22 protein-coding genes are annotated in these 19,004 nt (G+C 73.9%); 9 read left to right on the forward strand and 13 right to left on the reverse strand.

From position 1 onward, the window contains the following. Window positions 1–444: 444 nt before the first annotated feature. Window positions 445–996, forward strand: a complete 552-nt coding sequence (locus VGP36_20445; GenBank protein HEV7657081.1) for a DinB family protein — start codon at window positions 445–447, stop codon at window positions 994–996. On the opposite strand, the gene VGP36_20450 is transcribed toward VGP36_20445, so the two are convergent. Next, on the reverse strand, window positions 987–1,811 hold the full coding sequence (locus tag VGP36_20450; protein ID HEV7657082.1) for an aminoglycoside phosphotransferase family protein: 825 nt from the start codon (window positions 1,809–1,811) through the stop codon (window positions 987–989). The genes VGP36_20445 and VGP36_20450 overlap by 10 nt on opposite strands. Then, the gene (locus VGP36_20455; protein HEV7657083.1) at window positions 1,808–2,740 is read right to left on the reverse strand and encodes an NAD(+)/NADH kinase; all 933 of its coding nucleotides are present in this window, start codon (window positions 2,738–2,740) and stop codon (window positions 1,808–1,810) included. Before VGP36_20455 ends, VGP36_20450 begins: the two co-directional genes overlap by 4 nt. Before the next feature lie 84 nt (window positions 2,741–2,824). On the opposite strand from VGP36_20455, the gene VGP36_20460 reads away from it, so the two are divergent. From VGP36_20460 to VGP36_20475, 4 genes are all read left to right on the forward strand, one after another. After that, a complete protein-coding gene (locus VGP36_20460) occupies window positions 2,825–3,499 on the forward strand; it encodes a response regulator transcription factor (GenBank protein HEV7657084.1) in 675 nt (224 codons plus the stop codon). Window positions 3,500–3,518: 19 nt separating this feature from the next. Beyond that, complete coding sequence (locus VGP36_20465; protein ID HEV7657085.1) at window positions 3,519–4,916, forward strand: HAMP domain-containing sensor histidine kinase; 1,398 nt, start codon at window positions 3,519–3,521, stop codon at window positions 4,914–4,916. Then, window positions 4,913–5,131 carry a hypothetical protein gene (locus VGP36_20470; GenBank protein ID HEV7657086.1) on the forward strand — a complete coding sequence of 73 codons (219 nt, stop codon included), beginning with the start codon at window positions 4,913–4,915 and terminating at the stop codon, window positions 5,129–5,131. Before VGP36_20465 ends, VGP36_20470 begins: the two co-directional genes overlap by 4 nt. Before the next feature lie 98 nt (window positions 5,132–5,229). Then, a complete protein-coding gene (locus tag VGP36_20475; GenBank protein HEV7657087.1) occupies window positions 5,230–5,592 on the forward strand; it encodes an STAS domain-containing protein in 363 nt (120 codons plus the stop codon). A gap of 6 nt (window positions 5,593–5,598) precedes the next feature. Here the strand turns inward: VGP36_20475 and VGP36_20480 are convergent, their stop codons facing one another. Beyond that, entirely contained in the window at window positions 5,599–6,312 is a 714-nt protein-coding gene (locus tag VGP36_20480) for an MgtC/SapB family protein (GenBank protein ID HEV7657088.1), read from the reverse strand. Window positions 6,313–6,391: 79 nt separating this feature from the next. Here VGP36_20480 and VGP36_20485 point away from each other — a divergent pair, with 79 nt between their 5' ends. Beyond that, window positions 6,392–7,354, forward strand: coding sequence for a cytochrome c oxidase assembly protein (locus VGP36_20485; protein HEV7657089.1), 963 nt, complete (start codon window positions 6,392–6,394; stop codon window positions 7,352–7,354). On the opposite strand, the gene VGP36_20490 is transcribed toward VGP36_20485, so the two are convergent. Both VGP36_20490 and VGP36_20495 read right to left on the reverse strand, forming a co-directional pair. After that, entirely contained in the window at window positions 7,351–8,100 is a 750-nt protein-coding gene (locus tag VGP36_20490; protein HEV7657090.1) for an SDR family oxidoreductase, read from the reverse strand. The genes VGP36_20485 and VGP36_20490 overlap by 4 nt on opposite strands. A 22-nt stretch (window positions 8,101–8,122) precedes the next feature. Beyond that, window positions 8,123–8,884, reverse strand: a complete 762-nt coding sequence (locus VGP36_20495; protein ID HEV7657091.1) for an SDR family oxidoreductase — start codon at window positions 8,882–8,884, stop codon at window positions 8,123–8,125. Between the two features lie 189 nt (window positions 8,885–9,073). On the opposite strand from VGP36_20495, the gene VGP36_20500 reads away from it, so the two are divergent. Next, window positions 9,074–9,913, forward strand: a complete 840-nt coding sequence (locus VGP36_20500; GenBank protein HEV7657092.1) for a GAF and ANTAR domain-containing protein — start codon at window positions 9,074–9,076, stop codon at window positions 9,911–9,913. A 10-nt stretch (window positions 9,914–9,923) separates the two neighbouring features. Continuing rightward, window positions 9,924–10,265: a DUF952 domain-containing protein gene (locus tag VGP36_20505; protein HEV7657093.1), complete on the forward strand. Its 342-nt coding sequence runs from the start codon at window positions 9,924–9,926 to the stop codon at window positions 10,263–10,265. Here the strand turns inward: VGP36_20505 and VGP36_20510 are convergent. From VGP36_20510 to VGP36_20535, 6 genes are all read right to left on the reverse strand, one after another. Next, the gene (locus VGP36_20510; protein HEV7657094.1) at window positions 10,262–11,419 is read right to left on the reverse strand and encodes a 5-methyltetrahydropteroyltriglutamate--homocysteine methyltransferase; all 1,158 of its coding nucleotides are present in this window, start codon (window positions 11,417–11,419) and stop codon (window positions 10,262–10,264) included. The two genes, VGP36_20505 and VGP36_20510, sit on opposite strands and share 4 nt — an antisense overlap. 124 nt (window positions 11,420–11,543) lie before the next feature. Beyond that, window positions 11,544–12,464: an ABC transporter substrate-binding protein gene (locus VGP36_20515; GenBank protein ID HEV7657095.1), complete on the reverse strand. Its 921-nt coding sequence runs from the start codon at window positions 12,462–12,464 to the stop codon at window positions 11,544–11,546. A 57-nt stretch (window positions 12,465–12,521) separates the two neighbouring features. Next, window positions 12,522–13,274: an ABC transporter permease gene (locus VGP36_20520; GenBank protein HEV7657096.1), complete on the reverse strand. Its 753-nt coding sequence runs from the start codon at window positions 13,272–13,274 to the stop codon at window positions 12,522–12,524. A 1-nt stretch (window position 13,275) separates the two neighbouring features. Beyond that, entirely contained in the window at window positions 13,276–13,917 is a 642-nt protein-coding gene (locus VGP36_20525; protein ID HEV7657097.1) for an ABC transporter permease, read from the reverse strand. Then, window positions 13,914–15,053, reverse strand: coding sequence for an ABC transporter ATP-binding protein (locus VGP36_20530; protein ID HEV7657098.1), 1,140 nt, complete (start codon window positions 15,051–15,053; stop codon window positions 13,914–13,916). The genes VGP36_20525 and VGP36_20530 overlap by 4 nt, the downstream gene beginning before the upstream one ends. Before the next feature lie 173 nt (window positions 15,054–15,226). Further along, window positions 15,227–16,594 (reverse strand): hypothetical protein, encoded by a 1,368-nt coding sequence (locus VGP36_20535; GenBank protein HEV7657099.1) that lies wholly within the window; start codon window positions 16,592–16,594, stop codon window positions 15,227–15,229. Window positions 16,595–16,693: 99 nt separating this feature from the next. Here VGP36_20535 and VGP36_20540 point away from each other — a divergent pair, with 99 nt between their 5' ends. Beyond that, entirely contained in the window at window positions 16,694–17,758 is a 1,065-nt protein-coding gene (locus VGP36_20540) for a winged helix DNA-binding domain-containing protein (protein ID HEV7657100.1), read from the forward strand. Here VGP36_20540 and VGP36_20545 read toward each other — a convergent pair. Beyond that, entirely contained in the window at window positions 17,745–18,254 is a 510-nt protein-coding gene (locus VGP36_20545; GenBank protein ID HEV7657101.1) for a YceI family protein, read from the reverse strand. The genes VGP36_20540 and VGP36_20545 overlap by 14 nt on opposite strands. A gap of 127 nt (window positions 18,255–18,381) precedes the next feature. Further along, a complete protein-coding gene (locus tag VGP36_20550; GenBank protein ID HEV7657102.1) occupies window positions 18,382–18,963 on the reverse strand; it encodes a hypothetical protein in 582 nt (193 codons plus the stop codon). Between the last annotated feature and the right edge of the window lie 41 nt (window positions 18,964–19,004).

Raw genomic sequence — 19,004 nt, forward strand, 5'->3', positions numbered from 1 at the left:
GTGCTGCGGCGGCGGTCGGAGGAGTTGGCCGCGGTCGTCTCGGTGCTGCGTCAGGTCGTCCGGACCGGTCAGGGTGCGATCGTGCTGATCACCGCGAAGGCCGCCCTGTTTCGCGCGGCGGCCGAGCCGGCGTCGCGGACCGGGTGGCGGGTCGGGGTCGGGGTCGGCAAGGCCGACGAGGCCGACCAGATCGTTCCTCGGGGTGCTGGCCGAGGCACCGAGGATCTTCCAGTGTCGCTTGTGGACGGTGTCGGCGGCTGCGGACGCTGTCACCGGAGGCGGCCGGGCTGCTGCGGCCGGCCGCGGTGGGGCCGGGAGCCTCCGGTCGCGGATGCGGCAGCCCCGCCGCCAGGCGGCCGTCCAGGACGTGTGCGCCCCGGGCCCGGGGCGCGCCGGCAGCCGGCCTCACCTGTTCTGTCGGAGGGTGTCGCTAGGGTCCGCGCCATGATCGGCAGCGACCTGCGGCACTACCTGCAGCAGTCCCGAGACTCGCTGCTGCGCGCCCTCGACGGCCTGAGCGAGTACGACGCCCGGAGGCCGCTCACGCCGACCGGCACCAACCTGCTCGGCCTGGTCAAGCACCTGGCCGGGATCGAGGCCGGCTACCTCGGTGCGTGCGCCGGCCGGCCGATGCCGGTCTCCCTGCCCTGGTACGACGACGGTTCGGTCTGGGCGGGCGGCGACATGTGGGCCGCGGCCGGGCAGTCCCGGGACGGGATCGTGGCGCTCTACCGGGAGGTCTGGGCGTACGCGGACCGGGCGATCGAGGAACTGCCGCTGGACCACCCGGCGGTCGTGGAGTGGTGGGCGCCGGAGAGGCGGCACACGACGTTCGGGCACCTGCTCTGCCGGGTGGTGGCGGAGACCGCGCAGCACGCCGGGCACGCGGACATCCTGCGGGAGACGCTCGACGGGCGGGGCGGGAACGAGCGGGACGAGGCCGGGTGGGCCGCGTTCGTGGCGGAGATCCAGGCCGCGGCGGACGCCTACCGCTGAACGCCGAGAATCGCCAGGACCCGGGAGTCGGCGGTGATCAGGGCCTTCCAGAGGGCCCAGCCGCGGGCCCGGGCCCAGGTGTCCTCGTCCAGGCCGACGGCCTCGCGGTACGCGTCCCGGGCCGGACCGGACAGCAGGGTCCAGGCGATGACCAGGTCGCAGGCCGGATCGCCGACCCCGGACGTGCCGAAGTCGATCACGGCGGCCAGCCGGCCGTCCCGGAGCAGCAGGTTGCCGGGGGCGATGTCCCCGTGGAACCACACCGGCGGCCGGGTCCAGGCCGACCCGAGCGCCTCCGCCCACATCGCGGTGGCGGTGTCGCCGACGCCCAGCGTCACGATCGCCCGCCGCGTCTCCTCGTCGTACGAGGCGAGCGGGCCGCCGCGCCAGAAGCTGTGCTCGCCCGCGATCGGGCCGCCGTTCGCGTCGATCCCGCGCAGCGTGACCAGGAAGCCGGCCAGCGCGCGGGCGAAGCCGACCGGGTCGTCGATCCGGTCCGGCGTGGTGGGGTCACCGTCGAGCCAGCCGTACACCGACCACGGGAACGGGTAGCCGGACCCGGGCCGGCCGAGCCCGAGCGGGACCGGGATCGGCAGCGGCAGCCGCGGAGCGAGGTACGGCAGCCAGCGCTGCTCCTTCTCCACCGCGGGGACGTACCCGGCCGCGCTGGGGAGGCGGACCGTCATCGACGGCCCGAGCCGGAACGTGCGGTTGTCCCAGCCGCTCATCCCGACCGGCCGGACCTCCAGATCGGCCCACTGCGGGAACTGCGCCGCCACCAGCGCCCGGACCAGCGGCACGTCGATCCCGATCATTCGACCGCGCGGTGGTCGTCGGCCAGGCCGGGGTCCCGGGCGGTCCGGAGCTGGTCGCGCAGCCGGCTCGGGATCAGCTCCAGCAGCTGGTCCGGCTTGAGCGGCAGGTCCAGCAGGCTGAGCTTGACCCGGCTGCGGCGGGCGTGCGAGTCGGCGTCGAGGCGGACCACGTTGACCGCGTCCGGTCGCAGCCGCAGGGTCAGCTCCGCGTGCGGGGCGAGCGTGCCGGTGACGGCGCCGTCCACGACGTACCGCAGCTCCTCGTCGCCGCCGCGCAACGTCACCACGTCCGAGCCGCCGAGCACGACCGGCCGGCTCACGCCGGCCATCGGGGCGACCGGGGTCAGCGTGATCGAGGGCGCCGACGGCGAGACGACCGGACCGCCGGCCGCGTAGTTGTAGGCCGTGGATCCCGTCGGCGTGCACGCGATCACCCCGTCGCCGCGGTAGTAGCCGTGTGCGGAGTCGTTGACGAGCAGGTCCAGGCTGACCGACGTCCAGGGCTGCGCCGCGGTCACCACCACGTCGTTGAACGCGACGTCGGCGTCGCCCAGCCCCAGGTCGAGACAGCTGTGCGGCTCCAGCGTGAAGCGGTCGGCGACCAGCCGGTCCAGCGCGTCCGGCAGCTCGTCCGGGGTGATCTCGACCAGGAAGCCGACGTTGCCGTGGTTGACGCCGAGCACCGGGGTCGGCCGCCCGACCACCAGCCGCATCGCGCCGAGCATGGTGCCGTCGCCGCCCAGCGCGACCACCGCCTCGACCCGCTCGGCGAACCCGTCGGCCGGCACCAGCGTCACGCCGGGGCCGACCCGGTCGGCGTCGGCCTGCCGGGCGACCACGGTCACGCCGTACCGGGCGGCGAAGTCGGTGATCACCCGGACCGAGCCGGCGACGGGCTTGCGCGGGTGGACGACCAGGCCGAGCTCCATGAGCACAGTCTCCCGTTCCCGGGGATCGCATCCAGTTGCTGTGAGTGAACGCCGATCCCACCCCGCCGGGGGCAGGATGGGCGGGTGGCCGACCGCCTGCTCCTCGTCGAGGACGACCCGCGCATCCGGGGCGCGCTCGTGCTCGGCCTGACCGACCAGGGGTACGAGGTCGTCGAGGCCGGCTCGGGGGAGTCCGCGCTGGGGCTGATCCGGTCCGACCGGTTCGACGTCGTGCTGCTGGACCTGATGCTGCCGGGGATGGACGGCTTCGCCGTCTGCCGGACCGTACGGACCCAGGGCGACCTGCCGATCATCATGATCACCGCGCGCTCGGGCTCGGACGACGTGATCCGCGGCCTGGAGGCCGGCGCCGACGACTACGTGACCAAGCCGGTGGTGGCCAGCGAGCTGGCGGCCCGGATCCGGGCCCTGCTGCGCCGGGCCCGCCCGCCGGAGCCGGCCGTGCTCGCGGCCGGGGACGTGCGCATCCATCCCGACCGCGGGGTGGCGTTGCGCCGGGGCGAGGACGTGCACCTGACCCTGACCGAGCTGCGGTTGCTCACTGAACTGGCCGCGGCCGCGGGCAGCGTGGTCACCCGCGAGCAGCTGCTGGAACGGGTCTGGGGCTACGACTACTTCGGCGACACCCGGCTGCTCGACGTGCACGTACGGCGGCTGCGCCGCAAGGTCGAGGACGACCCGAGCACGCCGACGCTGGTGCTCACCGTGCGCGGCGTCGGCTACCGGGTCGCGTCGTGAGCGGACGCGGGGTCGCGTCGTGAGGGGTGGCGCCCGGATGCGGGGCGTCGGCCGGGAGCTGGGCCGGATCCCGGTCCGCAACCGGGTCATCGCCGCGTTCACGCTCGGGTCGGTCGCGGTGTCGGTGATCGTCGCCGTGGTGACCTGGAACCTCACGACCGGCTACATGATGCAGCAGCGCGAGCAGAGCGTGGACCGGCAGGCCATCCTCAACGCCCGCCTCGTCGACGGCGCCCTGGCCCGCAACGCGACCGACCTGGCGGCCCTGCTCACCGGTCTGGCCTCCTCGCCGGAGGCGGCGATCTTCGTCCGGCAGCCGGACGGCTGGATCTCCGGCGGCACGGTCTCGGACAACATCGGCCCGCAGGACATGCCGGCCGCGCTGCTGGCCGCGGCCGCCCGCGGCGACACCGCCCGGCAGCGGCTGCGGGTCGCCGGCACCCCGGTGGTCGCGGTGGCGATGACGCTGCCCCGGACCGGGGTCGCGTACGTCGAGGTGTTCCCGTTGCGGGACCTGGACCGGGCCTTCCGGTTCATCAGCCTGATGCTGCTCGGCGGGGTGCTGGCGACCGCGCTGCTCGGCGCCTCGACCGGCTGGTGGGCCAGCCGGCGGGCGTTGCGGCCGCTGACCGACCTGACCGCGGCCGCGGCCAGGATCGCGCACGGCGACCTGTCCACCCGGCTGCCGATCCGCGACGACAAGGACCTCGGCCCGCTGGCCGCGGCGTTCAACGAGACCGCCGGCGACCTGGAGGCGCGGGTGGCCCGGGACGCCCGGTTCGCCTCCGACGTCAGCCACGAGCTGCGCTCGCCGGTGACCACGATGGCCGCCGCGATGGAGGTGCTGGTCCGGCGCCGGGACGAGGTCTCGCCGGCCGCCCGGCACGCGATCGACCTGCTCGACACCGACCTGCGCCGGTTCCGCCGGCTGGTCGGCGACCTGCTGGAGATCTCCCGCATCGACCAGGGTGCGTTCCGGCTCTCGGCCGAGCGGCTGGACCTGGGCGAGCTGGTCGCGAACGTGGTCGCCCGGTCCTCGCCGGTGCCGGTCGAGGCGGCCGGCCCGGTGCCGGTGCTGGGCGACCGGCGCCGGCTGGAGCAGGTCGTGTCGAACCTGGTCGACAACGCCGAACGGCACGGGCGCGGGCTGGTCCGGATCGCGGTCTGCCGGGTCGACGGGCGGGCCCGGCTGGAGGTCGACGACGCCGGACCGGGCGTACCGGTGGTGGAGCGGGACCGGATCTTCGAGCGGTTCGCCCGGGTCTCGGACCGCGACCGGCACGTCGACGACACCGGCAGCGGGCTCGGGCTCGCCCTCGTCGCCCAGCACGTACGGCTGCACTCGGGCACGGTCGCGGTGACCGACCGGCCCGGCGGTGGAGCCCGGTTCGTGCTGGAGCTGGGCGGGCTCCCTTGACCGGCGCCCCCGCGCGCAAGCGGGCGCTGGTGGCCGTGCTGGTCGGTGCGGCGCTGGCCGGGTGCGGGGTGAAGGCGCAGGGGGAGCCGGAGATCCTGCGGTCGCCGCCGGCTGCTCCGACCGCCACGCCGTCGGCGACCGAGCGGCCGACCGCGACGGACCGGCCGACCCCGACCTCTTCCAGCGTGCTCAGACCGGCCCCGGCGACGCCCTGACTCGTTGTCAGGCAACCGTCAGGCGAATACGGTCCGGAGCCCGGCTGTCCGGGAGATCGTGGTCTGGTCAGTTACCGCTCCCCGAGGAGGCTGACACGGTGACCCCCGCCGCCCCCGCAGCGCCGCAGTTCGTCGTCGACACCCACCGCGAGGGCACGACCGAGATCGTGGTCGTGCAGGGTGAGGTGGACATCGCGACCGCGCCGCTGCTGCGGGCCGTGCTGGACACGGTGGTGGCGCGGCGGCCGAGCCGGGTCGAGGTCGACCTGTCCGGTGCGACCTTCCTCGACGCGCACGCGCTGACCACGCTGGCCGCGGTCCGCCGCCGGCTGTTCTCCCGGCACGCCGTGCTGGTGCTGCGGGATCCCAGCCCGGTCGTGGTCCGGCTGCTGGAGCTGACCCGGATGACGCTGGCCTTCGAGATCGTGCCCGGGCCGGCCGAGGTCCGGCGTGCCGGGTAGGGCGGACTAGTAGTCCTCGGTGTCCTCGGTCCGGACCTCGACCACTCCGTCGACGTCGTTCAGCTCGGCCAGCAGCGCGGTGTTCGGCCCGGTGCCGCGCAGCTCCAGCCCCACCCGGACCAGCGGCGGGCCGGACTCGCCGCCCGGGCCGACGGAGGTGCCGGCCGGGGCCGTCTCGACCCGGGTCACGGCCCAGCCCGCGTTCGTACAGGTGGCCAGGACGTCCCGCAGGACACCCCGGCCGTCGACGTACGTGCAGGACAGCGCCGCGGTGGCGGGTTGCCGTCCGGACAGCCGCTGGGCCAGCGGGGTCAGGCCGTAGAGCACGCCGAAGTGCCCGGCCGTGCACAGCAGCGCCAGCAGCGGCAGGCCGGCGGCGGCCGCGGTGCCGATGGCGGCGGTGAGCCAGATCGTGGCGGCGGTCGTCAGCCCGCGGACCGCGCCGCGCTGGACGAAGATCAGCCCGGCGCCGATGAACCCGAGCCCGGACACGATCTGGGCCGCGACCCGGGACGGGTCGAACACCACCTGGCCGGGGACCACGACGTCCTGGAAGCCGTACTTGCTGACGAGCAGGAACAGCGCCGAGCCGAGCCCGACGATCGTGTGCGTGCGCAGCCCGGCCGACTTCTGCCGCAGCTGCCGTTCGAGGCCGATGACCGCCGACAACGCGAACGCGAGCGCCAGCTCGCCCACCTGAGCCCAACCCTGGCCGTTCATCGGCGGGAGACTAGTACCCGGACCCGGACGGACCACCCCGGGCGGGAACCGTCCGGGGTTCGCGTGCGACCGTGGGGTTGTGAACCTCCCTCCGCTCGAGCTCGGGCAGCTGGCCGGGCAGGCGCAGGGCCGCCCCGGCGTGCTCGTCGCGGTGGGCCTGGCGGCGGTGGCATACCTGATCGGGGCCGCCCGGGTCCGGGGCTGGCCGATCGGCCGGACCGCGGCGTTCCTCGGCGGTCTCTTGGTCGTCGTGGTGGCCACCTGCAGCGGCATCGAGCCGTACGGGCAGGTGCTGGAGTGGATGCACATGATCGAGCACCTGCTGCTCATCATGGTCGCGCCGGTGCTGCTGGCGATCGGCTCGCCGCTGCAGCTGGTCTCGGACGCGCTGCCGGCCCGCGGCTCGGCGGCCTGGCAGGCGTTCCTCAACCGGCCGGTGGTCGGCTGGCTGACCTCGCCCGCGTTCGCCGCCGGGGTGTACGCGGTCGCGGTCATCGGCGTGCACCTCACCGGGATCATGGACCGGGCGATGGCCGACCAGAACGTGCACGTGCTGGAGGAGCTGGCCTACCTCGTCGCCGGGATGCTGCTGTTCCAGCTCGTCTTCGGTCGCCGGCCCGGACCCTGGCAGCTGTCCGGCGGCGCCCGGATGGCGCTGCTCGCCCTGGTCACGCCGGTGGACACGGTGGTCGGCGTGGTGCTGCTGCAGACCGGCACCGTCGAGGGCGGCCTCGGCGACGCCGGCCACCTGCACGCCCGGCCGGACTGGGCGCTGTCGGCGGCCTCGGACACGGTCGCGGCCGGCACCACCATGTGGATCGGCGGCACCGGCCTGATGGCGCTGCTCATGCTCGTGGTGGGGCTGGTCTGGCTGCACGGCCGGGCGCCGGCGGCCCTCCAGCCGGGCTGGACCGAGCGGGCCCGGATGTCGACGATGGCCGAGCGGACCGGCCAGCCGGAGTCGGCCGACCTGGACGACGACGATGCCGCGCTGGCGGCGTACAACCGGTGGCTGGCGAAGATGGCCGAGCGGGAGCACTAGCCCGAGATCGTCGGGCGGCCGCCGTCGACGGAGATCCGCTGGCCGTTGACGTACGAGGCCGCGTCCGAGACCAGGAAGCCGACCACGTCGGCGACGTCCTCGGGCCGGCACACCCGGCCGTACGGGAACCGCGGATCCAGTGCGGCCGCCGCCTCGACCCCGGCGACCGCGCGGGCCAGCCGGTCGCCCATGTCGGTCACGACCAGCCCGGGCGCGACGACGTTGGTGTGGATGCCGTGCCGCAGCTCCTCCAGCGCGAGCGTCGCGGCCAGCCCCTCCAGCGCCAGCTTCCCCATCATGTACGGCGACCCGCCCGGCATCGCGTGCGCCGCGTTCACGCTGGAGATCAGCACGACGTCGCCGCGCTCGAGCGCCCGCATCTGCGGCACCAGCGCCTGACAGAGCCAGTACGGCCCGTACGCCAGGGTCCGCAGGACCCGCTCCAGCTCGGCCGGGTCGGTGTCGACGACGGTGTTGCCGCGGGACGCGATCCCGGCGTTGCAGACCAGCACGTCGACCTGCCCGAAGTCGGCGACCACGGCCGCGGCCAGCGCCGCGCACTCGTCCCGGTCGGCGACGTCGGCCTGGTACGCGCGGCCGCCGATCCCGGCCGCGGTGGCCTCGGCCGCCTCGCGGTCCCGCCGGTAGTTGACCGCGACCGTGCACCCGTCCGCGGCCAGCCGCCGGCTGATCGCCCGCCCGATCCCGCGCCCACCCCCGGTCACCAACGCCACCCGTCCGGCCATCCGGCGCCTCCGTTCAATCGGTTCAGTCGTGAGCGCCGGGCACGGTCTGGTCCCAGTCCAGGACGGAGCCTGTCACGACCCCGCTGCGGTCCGACAGCAGGAAGACGACCATCTCGGCGATCTCGTCCGGCTGGCCGAGGCGGCCCATCGGCAGCTCGGCCGCGGCCTTCGCGGCCCAGTCGCCGGACGCGCCGTGGGCGGCCCGCTGCACCGCCGCCTCGCCCTCGGTCTCGGTCCAGCCGATGTCCAGGCCGTTGATCCGGATCCGGTCGAACCGGTGCGCGTACGCGGCGTTGCGGGTCAGCCCGGCCAGCCCCGCCTTGGCCGCCACGTACGCGGCCAGGTACGGCTGCCCGCCGAGCTCCGACGCCGAGATCACGTTGACGATCGAGCCCGGCGCGGCGCGGCGGACCATGTCCGCCACGGCCGCCTGCATGAGGAAGAACGGGCCGCGCAGGTTCACCGCCAGGTGCGCGTCGAACAGCTCCGGCGTGGTCTCCAGCAGCGTTCCCCGGGTGACCAGCCCGGCGGCGTTGACCAGGCAGTCGAGCCGGCCGTTGGCGGCCACGGTGGTCGCGACGGCGGCCCGGACCTGCGCCACGTCGGTCACGTCGCAGGGGACGTACGTGGCGCCCAGCCGGTCGGCCACCGCCGCCCCGAGTGACTCCCGGCGCCCGGTGATCACCACCCGGGCACCCTCGCGCACGGCTGCGGCCGCGACGGCCGCGCCGACCCCCTGCGTACCGCCGCTGACCAGCACGACCCGGTCGTGGAGCAGGCTCACGTCAGGTACAGATCGTTCGTCATGGTGTCAGCGTCGGAGCACTGCGCCACCGGGTCAACGCTCTGCTGGGCCAGTAGCCCGTCGGAGACGGTGAGATGCAGCACCCCGGCCGGTGACCAGGCGTGTCGGCGCTGTGATGCCTTGCCCGGAGACCGTGCGGAATCGGTTCCGAAGAGGGAAAATTCCCGCGTGAGCGACGGTGTGCTGCCCGACGAGAGGCGGGGCGACGCGCCGGAGGAGCGTGGCCGCGGCGAGGACCGCGCCGCGATCGGGCGGCGGGACGCACCGGAGAGCCGGCGGGCGGTGCGGGCCACCGTGGCCGCCGCCTCGGCGCTGCGGCACTCGCTGCGGCGCGACCCGGCTCCGGTCCTGGTCGACCTGACCGAGCTGGCCAAGGAGCTGCACAAGGTCCGGACCATGCCCGAGACGCTGGACCGGATCGCCCGGCTGGCGCTGCGGGCAGTGCCCGCGGCCGAGCGCGCCAGCGTCACGCTGCCGGGGCTGATCACGGCGGCCGCGACCGACGGCCTGGCCCGCCGGCTCGACGGCCTGCAGTACGGCGCGGGCGCCGGCCCCACGCTCGACGCGCTCGCGGCGGTCCCGGCCGAGCCGGTGGCGGACCTGGCCGGGCTCCCCGGCCCGCGCTGGCGCGACTTCCCGGCCGCCGCGGTCCGGGCCGGCGCGCACAGCGTGCTGTCCTGCCCGCTGGTGCTCGGCGGCGAGACGCTCGGCGCGCTGACCCTCTACGCCGGGCCGGCCGGGGCGTTCGGGCCGCGGACGAGGACGCTCGCGGCGGCGTACGCGACCCATGCGGGGGCCGCGCTGGCCCGCGCGGCCGAGCACGAACAGGCCGTCCAGCTGCGGCAGGCGGTCGCCTCGAACCCGGTCATCGGCGCGGCGATCGGCATCCTCGTGGGCACCGAGCGGATCACCGAGGCCGAGGCGTTCGACCGGCTGCGGGTGGCCAGCCAGCACAGCAACCGCAAGCTCCGCGACATCGCGGCCGAGATCGTCGCCCGCGGCCGCTAGCGTGGCCGGTATGGGCGAGTTGTGGCACCTGGCCGACCGGGCGGAGTGGGAGGCGGCGCGGCCGACGGGCCGGTACGAGCGGTCGACGCGGGGGTTGAGCCTGGCCGAGGTGGGATTCGTGCACACCTCCCGGCCGGAGCAGCTGGCCGGGGTGGCGGAGGCGTTCTACGCGGACGCCGAGGACCTCGTGCTACTGCGCATCGACCCGGCGAGGATCCCGGCCCAGATCCGGGTCGAGGACGGCTTCCCGCACGTGTACGGGCCGATCCCGGTCGAGGCGGTCACCGCGGCCGAGCCGGTGAGCCGGAACGCCGCCGGGCAGCTGGTGCTGCCCGGCGACGCGACCAGTTAGAGGCCGAGCTTCTCGGCCGCCGCCCGGGTGCCCTCGATCCGGTTCGAGATCTTCTCGAACGCGACGTCGCGGGCGTAGTCCGGCGACCCGTGCGACGGCTTCTCGTCGATCGAGAACGGCGAGAACCCGCAGTCGTCGGTGGAGCCCAGCCGCTCCTTGGGGATGAAGTTCGCGGCCCGGATCAGCTGGTCGCGGACCTCCTCGGGCTTCTCCGCCCGCGGCATGACCGGCGAGATCACGCCGATGAAGCACATCTGGTCGTCCCGGCTGTGCTGTCCGACCAGCTGGTAGACCGAGTCCCGGTCCCGCTCGCTGGCCAGCTGCATGAGGAAGTAGCCGGCGTCGAGCTGGAACATGCTCGGCAGCAGGTCGCTGTACGGCACGTCCGCGCTGTGCACCGAGTCCCGGTCGCCGCCGGGGCAGGTGTGCACGCCGATGTTGCGGCGCTCCTCCGCGCTGAACCGGGCGAAGACCCGGTTGTCCAGCTCGATGAAGTGCGACAGCATCCCGCGCCCGGTCCAGGGGTTGCGCGGGTCGGCCCGGGTGGCGAGCCGGCCCTCGGTGAAGTCCATCGAGACCCGCACCGCGCCGGCCTCGAACGCGTGCCGGATGTCCTTCTCGCACTCGTCGACCAGGTCGTCCTCGAACTGCTGGCGCGAGTAGCCGTCGATCTCCTCGTCCAGCGGGTAGAGCAGCAGCAGCATCGAGGGCGCGATGACCGCCTGCTTCATCGGCTTGTGCGCGTACCCGATGGACTTGGCCAGGGTGTCGCCGGCGAAGTTCTTGTAGCGGAACGGTCCGCCGGTGAGCTTGGGCAGCTGCCGGTTGTGGCCGTCGGCGAAGATCGCGAAGAACTGCCCGCCGGTCCCGGCCAGGTGGTCGGCCAGCCCGGTACCGCCGAGGGTATCGGTCACCGGGTACGTGGCGAAGCTGGACCAGCGTTGCTCGCCGTCGGAGATGATCGGCGACCCGGTCGCCTCGAACCGCTCGATGGAGTCCTTGACCGCGGCATCCTGCTCGGACTCGAGCTGGTCCTTGCCGATCTTGCCCGCGTCGTAGTCCGCGTACGCGGCCTGCAGCGAGGACGGCCGGGGGAGCGAGCCGACCGGTTCGGTCGGGATCCCGGTGTCGGCTCGCGGGTCGTAGTCAGCCATGCCGTCGTCTCCCTCGTGATCGAGTATGTGACGCGCGACACAACGTAGCCGGGCCGGAGCGGGGGCGACAACGGCGGAGGCCGCCGGTCCCGGCTGGGATCGGCGGCCTCCGGGGCAGTGCGGGCTAGCCGAGACCGTTGCTGGTCAGGAAGGCCTTGGCCACCACCGACGGGTCCTTCTTGTCGGTGATGATCTGCTTGTCGAGGTCGAGCAGCACCGCGGTGGTGAGCTTGGCCGAGACCGCGTTGAGCGCGTCCGAGACCGTCTGCGTCGCCTTGGCCTTGTTGATCAGCGGCAGCACGTTCTGGGCCGCGAACAGGTTCTTCGGGTCCTCCAGCGCGAGCCAGCCGTTGGCGATGATGTTCGGGTCGGTGGTGAACACGTCACCGGCCTGGATGCTGCCGTTCTTCAGCGCGTTGATCGTGAGCGGGCCGCCCGCGTCCAGCGCCTTGAAGTCCTTGAACGTGATGCCGTAGATCCGCTTGAGGCCGGGCTCGCCGGTCTGGCGGGTCTTCCACTCCGGCGGTCCGCCCAGCGTGATCTGGTTGCCGACCGCGGCGAGGTCGGCGATCGACTTGAGGTTGTACTTGGCCGCGGTCTCCTTGGTGACGGTGACCGAGTCCTTGTCCTCCGCCGTCGATTGGGTCAGCACGGTCAGCTTCGCCGGCAGCTTGGACTGCAGCGCCGAGTACACGTCCGCGGAGCTGACCTGGGCCGCGGTCTTGTCGAAGTACTGCAGCAGCACGCCGCTGTACTCCGGGATCAGGTCGATCGACCCGTCCTGCAGACCGGGGATGTAGGTCTCCCGGCTGCCGATGTTGAGCTTGGTCGACACCTTCACGCCCTTGGACTGCAGAGCGCCGGCGTAGATCTGGGCGAGCAGCGCGCTCTCCGGGAAGTTCGCGGAGCCGACCACGATCGTGCCGGACGCCGCCGGGGAGGCGGCGCCGGTGCTGAGCGGGTCGCTGCCGCCGCCGCCGCAGGCGGTCAGGGCCAGCGCCGCGACGGAGGCGAGGGCGGCCAGGGTGACTCTGGTCCGTTTCATGTCGACTGTCTCCTGTAGTGGTACGCGGCCCCCGACGGGCCCGGTCACATTCTCTACCTAACTGGTGGGAACCACGGACCCTTCCTGACCCGACGCGATCAGCGCGGGCCGTCGGCGCGCCGCCGACGTACGGAACCGGCCGGTCACGCCGGGTGAGACGACCAGCCGCTGGATCGCGGTGCTGATCAGGTCGAGCAGGATGGCCAGCACGCCGACCAGTACGGCGCCGGCGGCCATCTGCGAGTAGTCCCGCTGGGACTGGCCGTCGAGGATGAACCGGCCCAGCCCGCCGAGCGACACGTACGCGGCGATCGTCGCGGTCGCCACGATCTGCAGCATCGAGCTGCGGATCCCGGAGATGATCAGCGGCAGCGCGTTGGGCACCTCCACCCGCCAGAGCACCTGGCCGCCGGTCATGCCCATGCCCTTGGCCGCGTCCCGCGCCGCCCGGTCGACGTTCTGAATCCCCGCGTACGTCGCCGAGAGGGTCGCCGGGATGCCGAGGACGACCAGCACGATGGTCGTCGGCAGCGTGTAGGCGAGATCTGCCGGGAGGCTGCCGGAGATCAGCAGCACGACGTACACGAGCAGGCCGAAGTCGGGCAGCGCGCGCAGCGCGTTCGCGGTGCCGGCGATCGCGACCGAGCCGCGGCCGGTGTGTCCCACGTACAGGCCGAGCGGGAGGGCGATCGCGCAGACGAACAGCAGCGCGACGAACGTGTACTCGAGGTGCTCGACGATCCGGAGCGGGATGCCGTCCGAGCCCGACCAGTTGGCCCCGTTGCCGAGGAAGTCGACGATCACGCCCATCTCAGGCCCCCACCCGCTGCCAGGCGGTCAGCCGCCGGCCGGTCAGCACGATGATCGCGTCGAGGATGAGCGCGAGGATCACGCACAGGATGATCCCGAGCAGCACCACGCTGCCGATGTCCCGGGTGAACCCGTCGGTGAACAGCGATCCGAGCTGGTTGACGCCGATCAGCGCGCCGACCGAGACCAGCCCGACGTTCGACGCGGCGGCGACCCGCAGCCCCGCGACGATCACCGGCACCGCGATCGGCAGGTCGACCCGCAGGAACCGGCCGAGCCCGGTGAAGCCCATCGCCACCGCGGCCGCCCGGACCTCGTCCGGGACCGCGATCAACGCGTCCGCGATCACCCGGACCAGCAGCGCGACCGTGTAGATCGTCAGCGCCACGACCACGTTGACCGGCGACAGGATCTTGGTGTGGATGATCGAGGGCATGATCACGAACAGCGCCACCGAGGGCAGCGTGTAGAGCAGCCCGGCCAGGTTGATCACCCCGGGGTAGAGCCAGCGGTAGCGGCTGGCCAGCCAGCCCAGCGGGATCGCCAGCGCCAGCCCGATCGCCAGCGGCAGCAGCGCCAGCCAGGCGTGGGTGAGGAACCGGTCGGCGACCTCCTGGGTGTGATCCCGCAGGTAGGTGATCACTCGCCGCCCCCGGCAGTGGCGTCCTCGAGCTGGGCCTGGCGGCGCTCCCGCTCGGCCTCGATGCGCGCGACCACGTCCCCGGTCGAGATCGTGCCGAGCAGCCGGCCGTCGCCGTCCACGATCACGCCCCGGCCGGACGGGGCCGACAGCGCGGCGTCCAGCGCGGCCCGCAGCGAGTCGTCCGCCCGGGCGGTGGTGCCGCCGCGGTGCAGCAGGTCCGGCCCGACCGGGGTGCCGGCCCGCAGCTCGCGCGCGTCCAGCCAGCCCTGCGGCTGCCCGTCCGCGTCGACGGCGAGCAGCCAGTCGTCCTGGGCCACCCGCGCGGCCTCGCCGCCGTCGGTCCCGATCCGGACCGTCGGCTCCTCGGTCAGCGACAGCTCGCCGGCGGCCCGGAAGCCGAGCGAGCGGTAGCCCCGGTCGCGGCCGACGAAGCCGGCCACGAAGTCGTCCACCGGTTCGGCCAGCAGCGTCGCCGGGCTGGCCAGCTGGGCCAGCTTCCCCCCGACCCGCATGACGCCGACCTCGTCGCCGAGCTTGACCGCCTCATCGATGTCGTGGGTGACGAACAGGATCGTCTTGCCGATCTCACTCTGCAGCCGGAGGAACTCGTCCTGCAGCTCATGCCGGACGACCGGGTCGACCGCGCTGAACGGCTCGTCCATGAGCATCACCGGCGGGTCCGCGGCCAGCGCCCGGGCCACCCCGACCCGTTGCTGCTGGCCGCCGGAGAGCTGCGCCGGGTAGCGGCGGGCGAGGTCGGCCGGCAGCCCGACCCGCTCCATCAGCTCCAGCGCCCGCTGCCGGGCCCTGCGCCTGTCCCAGCCGAGCAGCAGCGGCACGGTGGCCACGTTGTCGGCGATAGTGCGGTGCGGGAACAGGCCGGCCTGCTGGATCACGTACCCGATGCCGCGGCGGAGCGCGGCCGGGTCGACCTTCCCGGTGTCCCGGTCGTCCAGCCAGACCGTCCCCGAGCTCGGCTCGACCATCCGGTTGACCATGCGCAGCGAGGTCGTCTTGCCGCAGCCGGACGGGCCGACGAGCACGGTGATCCGGCCCGAGGGCGCCACCAGGTCGAGGCCATCCACCGCGGTGGTCCCGCTCGGGTACCGCTTGCCCACCGAATCGAACTTGATCATCGGGTATCACGGCCCTCTGGTGGGGAGCGACAGGTGGACTCGGCGGACTCATGTCTACCAAGGACCTCCGACATTTTCCCGTCGGCGCGTCATTGCGCACCGGGGCTTCGCCGGAAGGTGCACCATCATGCCTCCTGTGTCGTACGTCCCGATCCGGACCCTGTCCGTAGGGGTCAGGACGGCCCCGGGGTCGTCCGCACGCGCACCCGCAACGTGAGCACGACGGCTGCCATCGAGGCCAGCACGCACAGGGTGAGGATGAGCAGCCGGATCGTGAGGGATCCGTTGATGCGCCCCTCCGAGTACTGCTCGACGCTGACGGCGTTCGAGACCAGGCTGAGGGCCGTGAACAGGTAGACCATCAGGGTGATGCGGGTGTTGCGGGCCTGGTTGAGCCGGGCGACAACGGTGCGGTAGCTGGCCTGCAGGAGCTCCAGCTTGTGATCGACCGTGCCGATGCGGAAGTCGAGATCCCACGCCTTCGCCAGCGTCTGCCACACGGCGATGTCCCGCGCTCCGGAGCTCACCAGCACGCTGTCCACCCGGCTGCGGTACAGCCGGGTGCGTTCGGCGATGTCCTGGATCGCCACCGCCTGCGCGGCCAGCCGGCTCATGGGCAGGTCGGCGGTCGTCCGGCCCAGGTCGATGAGGAGGGCCAGCAACACTCGGTCCAGCATCCAGAACAGCGTCCACCAGGCGTCCTGCACCGGTGTCGTGCGCGCCAGCGTCATGCCGTCCGCCTCGCACCCGAGCGCTGAGCAGGTGACCGACGTGAACACGCCGGCCGCGTACGTGTGATCGCGGTGCTGGAGGATTTCGAAGTCGTTGGGGCAGAGGTGGCTCGCGAGCGCGCGGGCGGCGACCGCCTGCTGGCGGTCCGGCGCCGAGGCGCGGCAGTGGTTCCAGGCCCAGAGGATCTCGCCGGGCCGCGGAAGCTGCTTCGCGCGGGCCTCCTGAAGCGGATCGTGCGGGGTCAGCAACAGCTCCTGACCCTCGAAGGCCTCCTGTACGGCCGCGGCCACGTCGGCCGCGACGCCGGCGGTCAACTCCGGTGCCGACTCGTTCAGGTCGGCCACGGCGGTCCGGAGGTCCGCGATGTCCGCTCGCGTCTCCTCCGCCGGAACCCAGCCGAGCACCGCCGTCGCCACGCCGAAGTCCAGGACGTCCAACCGGACGTCCGCGACGGTCCAGCCCGCGACCGTGACGTCGCCGCAGCGTTCGGCCAACCAGGCCGGATCCGCGCGCAGGAGCGCCGTCGAGATGACCTCGCTGCCGTGGTCGTCGGCGTCCACCGTGTAGAAGCGCTGGGACGGGCGCGCCTTCGGCGTCGCCGGGCTCAGCGGAACCGCGGTGCTGCTCACGATCGCGGCCAGGCGATCGTGGAACTCGGGACGGTACGCGCGGGGGTCGACGTCCGCGCCGGTGAGGAAGGCGACCCCGGTCTCGATCCGCCAGACGGCGACGGGACCGGTCGACGAGGTGTCGTCCGTGACGTGCCACGCGACCGTCGCGTCGTTCTGCGTCACATCCGTCATCACCATGGGTCGGACCCTAACCGTGGGGAGCCATCGCATCCATGGCACGGCGCCGGCCGCGGACTGCGGTCAGGATCCGTCCGGTTCAGTGCCTAGGGTCGGGACGTGCTCACCGATCGGGCCCTGAACCGGGCGTTGCTGGCGCGGCAGCTGCTGCTCACCCGGGTCGACCGGCCCGCGCTCGAGGTGGTCGAGCACCTCGTCGGCCTGCAGGCCCAGGAGCCGCAGGACCCGTACGTGGGCCTGTGGGCCAGGCTCGACCCGTACGACCCGCAGGAGCTGGCCCGGGCTGTCGCCGAGGGCGCCGCCGTCCGGATCGCACTGCAGCGCTCCACCATCCATCTGGTCACCGCGGCCGACGGCGTGGCGCTGCGGCCGGTGCTTCAGCCCGCGCTGCACCGGATGGCGCGCTCGGCGTTCGGGACCCGGCTGGCCGGGGTCGACCTCGGTGAGCTGGCCGCCGCCGCGCGGGAGCTGGTCGGGGCCGAGCCGCGGACGTTCGGGGAGCTGGGCCGGCTGCTGCGGGAGCGCTGGCCGGACCGGGAGGAGATCGCGCTGGCCCAGACCGCCCGGGCGCTGCTGCCGCTGGTCCAGCTGCCACCGCGCGGGGTCTGGGGCCGCAGCGGCCGGGCCAGGCACGCGGTCTTCGAGCGGGCGCTGGGCACCGACGAGGCCCCGGACCGGCTGGTGCTGCGGTATCTGGCCGCGTTCGGCCCGGCGACCACGGCCGACGTGCAGAACTGGTCCGGGCTGACCCGGCTGGCCGAGGTGGTGGACCGGCTGCGGCCGTCGCTGCGGACGTTCCGGGCCGAGGACGGGCGCGAGCTGGTCGACCTGCCGGACGCGCCCCGGCCGGACCCGGACCTCCCGGCCCCGGCCCGGTTCCTGCCCCAGTACGACAACGTGCTGCTCGGGCACGCCGACCGGAGCCGGATCGTGCCGGCCGGTGCGGACGCCCTGTTCGACGAGCAGTTCCACTGGTCGCCGCTGCTGGTCGACGGCCGGCTGCGCGGGACCTGGCGGGTCGACCGCAAGGCCGGCCGGCTGCTCGTCCGGGCGCCGCGGCTGTCCCGGGGCGAGCGGGCCGAGGTCGTCGCCGAAGCCGGCGCGCTGCTCGGCCTGCTCGTCCCGAAGGCCGCGGAGCCGGACGTGGTGATCACCGCTGAGTGAAGCTCAGCTCCGCCTCGACCGCGACGCGGTGCCCGACCATGAAGCGCGGAGCGCGGATGCCGACCGTGGTGCGGTCGAACTCGCCGGTGATCCGGACCCGTACGGCACCGGGCCCGTCGTCCGGGAGGCGCCGCGCGTGCAGCGTGATCGGTGCCTCGGCCCCGGCCACGGTGATCGTCGCGGGCACGGTCCAGCCGTCCTCGGCCGGCTCGAACCGCAGCGCCCGCAGGCTCACGGCCGGGTGCGCGGCGATGTCGAGGAACTGCGCGCTGCACAGGTGCTCGTCCCGCTTGGCCGTGCCGGTGTTCACGCTGGCCGAGCGCAGCGTGCCCTCGGCCACGACCGGCCGGCCACCGGCGACGGTGACGCTGCCGCGCTCGAGCGCCAGGGTGCCGCGGACGGTGCGGATGCCGAAGTTGCGGGCGGCGAAGGTGGCGGTGCCGGCCGGGACGGTCCAGGTGCCGTCGCGCAGCTCGGTCGCGGTCGTGCTGGTCATCGTCGTTTCTCCTTGCGTCGTCGGTGTTCCTGACACTCCGCCGGATCGAAGGCGGCCGCGTCGGGGGAGGGGATGAGCTGAGGTCCTACGTCCGGCTCTCGTGGTGTCCGCCGGAAGACGGAGGGGGTCAGCGGGTCGCCCCGGCCGGCACGTCGGCGTGCACCAGCCGCAGGATCGCCAGCTGCTCCGGGCCGGTGAGGTGGGCCGGGTCCTCCCACGGCAGCAGCTCGGTCGACAGGATCGCGGCGGCGCCGGCCTCCAGGGCCTCGACCGAGTCGGCCAGCGTGACCGCCACCCGGGCGCCGGGCGCGGCGCCGACGAGCACGCCGACCAGGCCGGGCACGTCCTTCACGGCCGGCCAGACCCGCTCCTGTCCGGAGCGGTCGAATGCCGCGCACCACTCGTCGCCGCGGCCGCCGAACGTGGTCAGCTGCAGGTAGCGGGCCGGCCCGGCCGAGGTCCCGGCCTGGTGGGAGGCGATCTCGTACGGGACCCCCGGGCCGACCGTGACCGGTCCGGCGGTGCAGCCCGCGACCGGGGCGTCGTCGGTCCAGAACGCGACCACGGCGCCGGGCCCGACGCCGAGCGGGCGGGCGATCAGCGCGCCGGCCGGGATCGCCTCGGCGCCCAGCGCGGTGAGCACGGCGTCGACCCAGCTGTTGTCCTGCGGGCCGGGTACGCCGTCGACGGGATGAACGGTGGCCTTCATCGGAAGTCCTCTCCTCGGGTGTGCTCCCGACGATGTCGCCG

Source organism: Mycobacteriales bacterium (assembly GCA_035995165.1).
GTDB lineage: Bacteria > Actinomycetota > Actinomycetes > Mycobacteriales > CADCTP01 > CADCTP01.

Bases quoted from the DNA above. Each gene is read 5' to 3' on its own strand.
- VGP36_20550 (HEV7657102.1), bottom strand. From the start codon at position 18,963: ATGAAGGCCACCGTTCATCCCGTCGACGGCGTACCCGGCCCGCAGGAC.
- VGP36_20455 (HEV7657083.1), bottom strand. From the start codon at position 2,740: ATGGAGCTCGGCCTGGTCGTCCACCCGCGCAAGCCCGTCGCCGGCTCG.
- VGP36_20445 (HEV7657081.1), top strand. From the start codon at position 445: ATGATCGGCAGCGACCTGCGGCACTACCTGCAGCAGTCCCGAGACTCG.
- VGP36_20515 (HEV7657095.1), bottom strand. From the start codon at position 12,464: ATGAAACGGACCAGAGTCACCCTGGCCGCCCTCGCCTCCGTCGCGGCG.
- VGP36_20450 (HEV7657082.1), bottom strand. From the start codon at position 1,811: ATGATCGGGATCGACGTGCCGCTGGTCCGGGCGCTGGTGGCGGCGCAG.
- VGP36_20505 (HEV7657093.1), top strand. From the start codon at position 9,924: ATGGGCGAGTTGTGGCACCTGGCCGACCGGGCGGAGTGGGAGGCGGCG.
- VGP36_20520 (HEV7657096.1), bottom strand. From the start codon at position 13,274: ATGGGCGTGATCGTCGACTTCCTCGGCAACGGGGCCAACTGGTCGGGC.
- VGP36_20545 (HEV7657101.1), bottom strand. From the start codon at position 18,254: ATGACCAGCACGACCGCGACCGAGCTGCGCGACGGCACCTGGACCGTC.
- VGP36_20530 (HEV7657098.1), bottom strand. From the start codon at position 15,053: ATGATCAAGTTCGATTCGGTGGGCAAGCGGTACCCGAGCGGGACCACC.
- VGP36_20535 (HEV7657099.1), bottom strand. From the start codon at position 16,594: ATGGTGATGACGGATGTGACGCAGAACGACGCGACGGTCGCGTGGCAC.
- VGP36_20490 (HEV7657090.1), bottom strand. From the start codon at position 8,100: ATGGCCGGACGGGTGGCGTTGGTGACCGGGGGTGGGCGCGGGATCGGG.
- VGP36_20510 (HEV7657094.1), bottom strand. From the start codon at position 11,419: ATGGCTGACTACGACCCGCGAGCCGACACCGGGATCCCGACCGAACCG.
- VGP36_20480 (HEV7657088.1), bottom strand. From the start codon at position 6,312: ATGAACGGCCAGGGTTGGGCTCAGGTGGGCGAGCTGGCGCTCGCGTTC.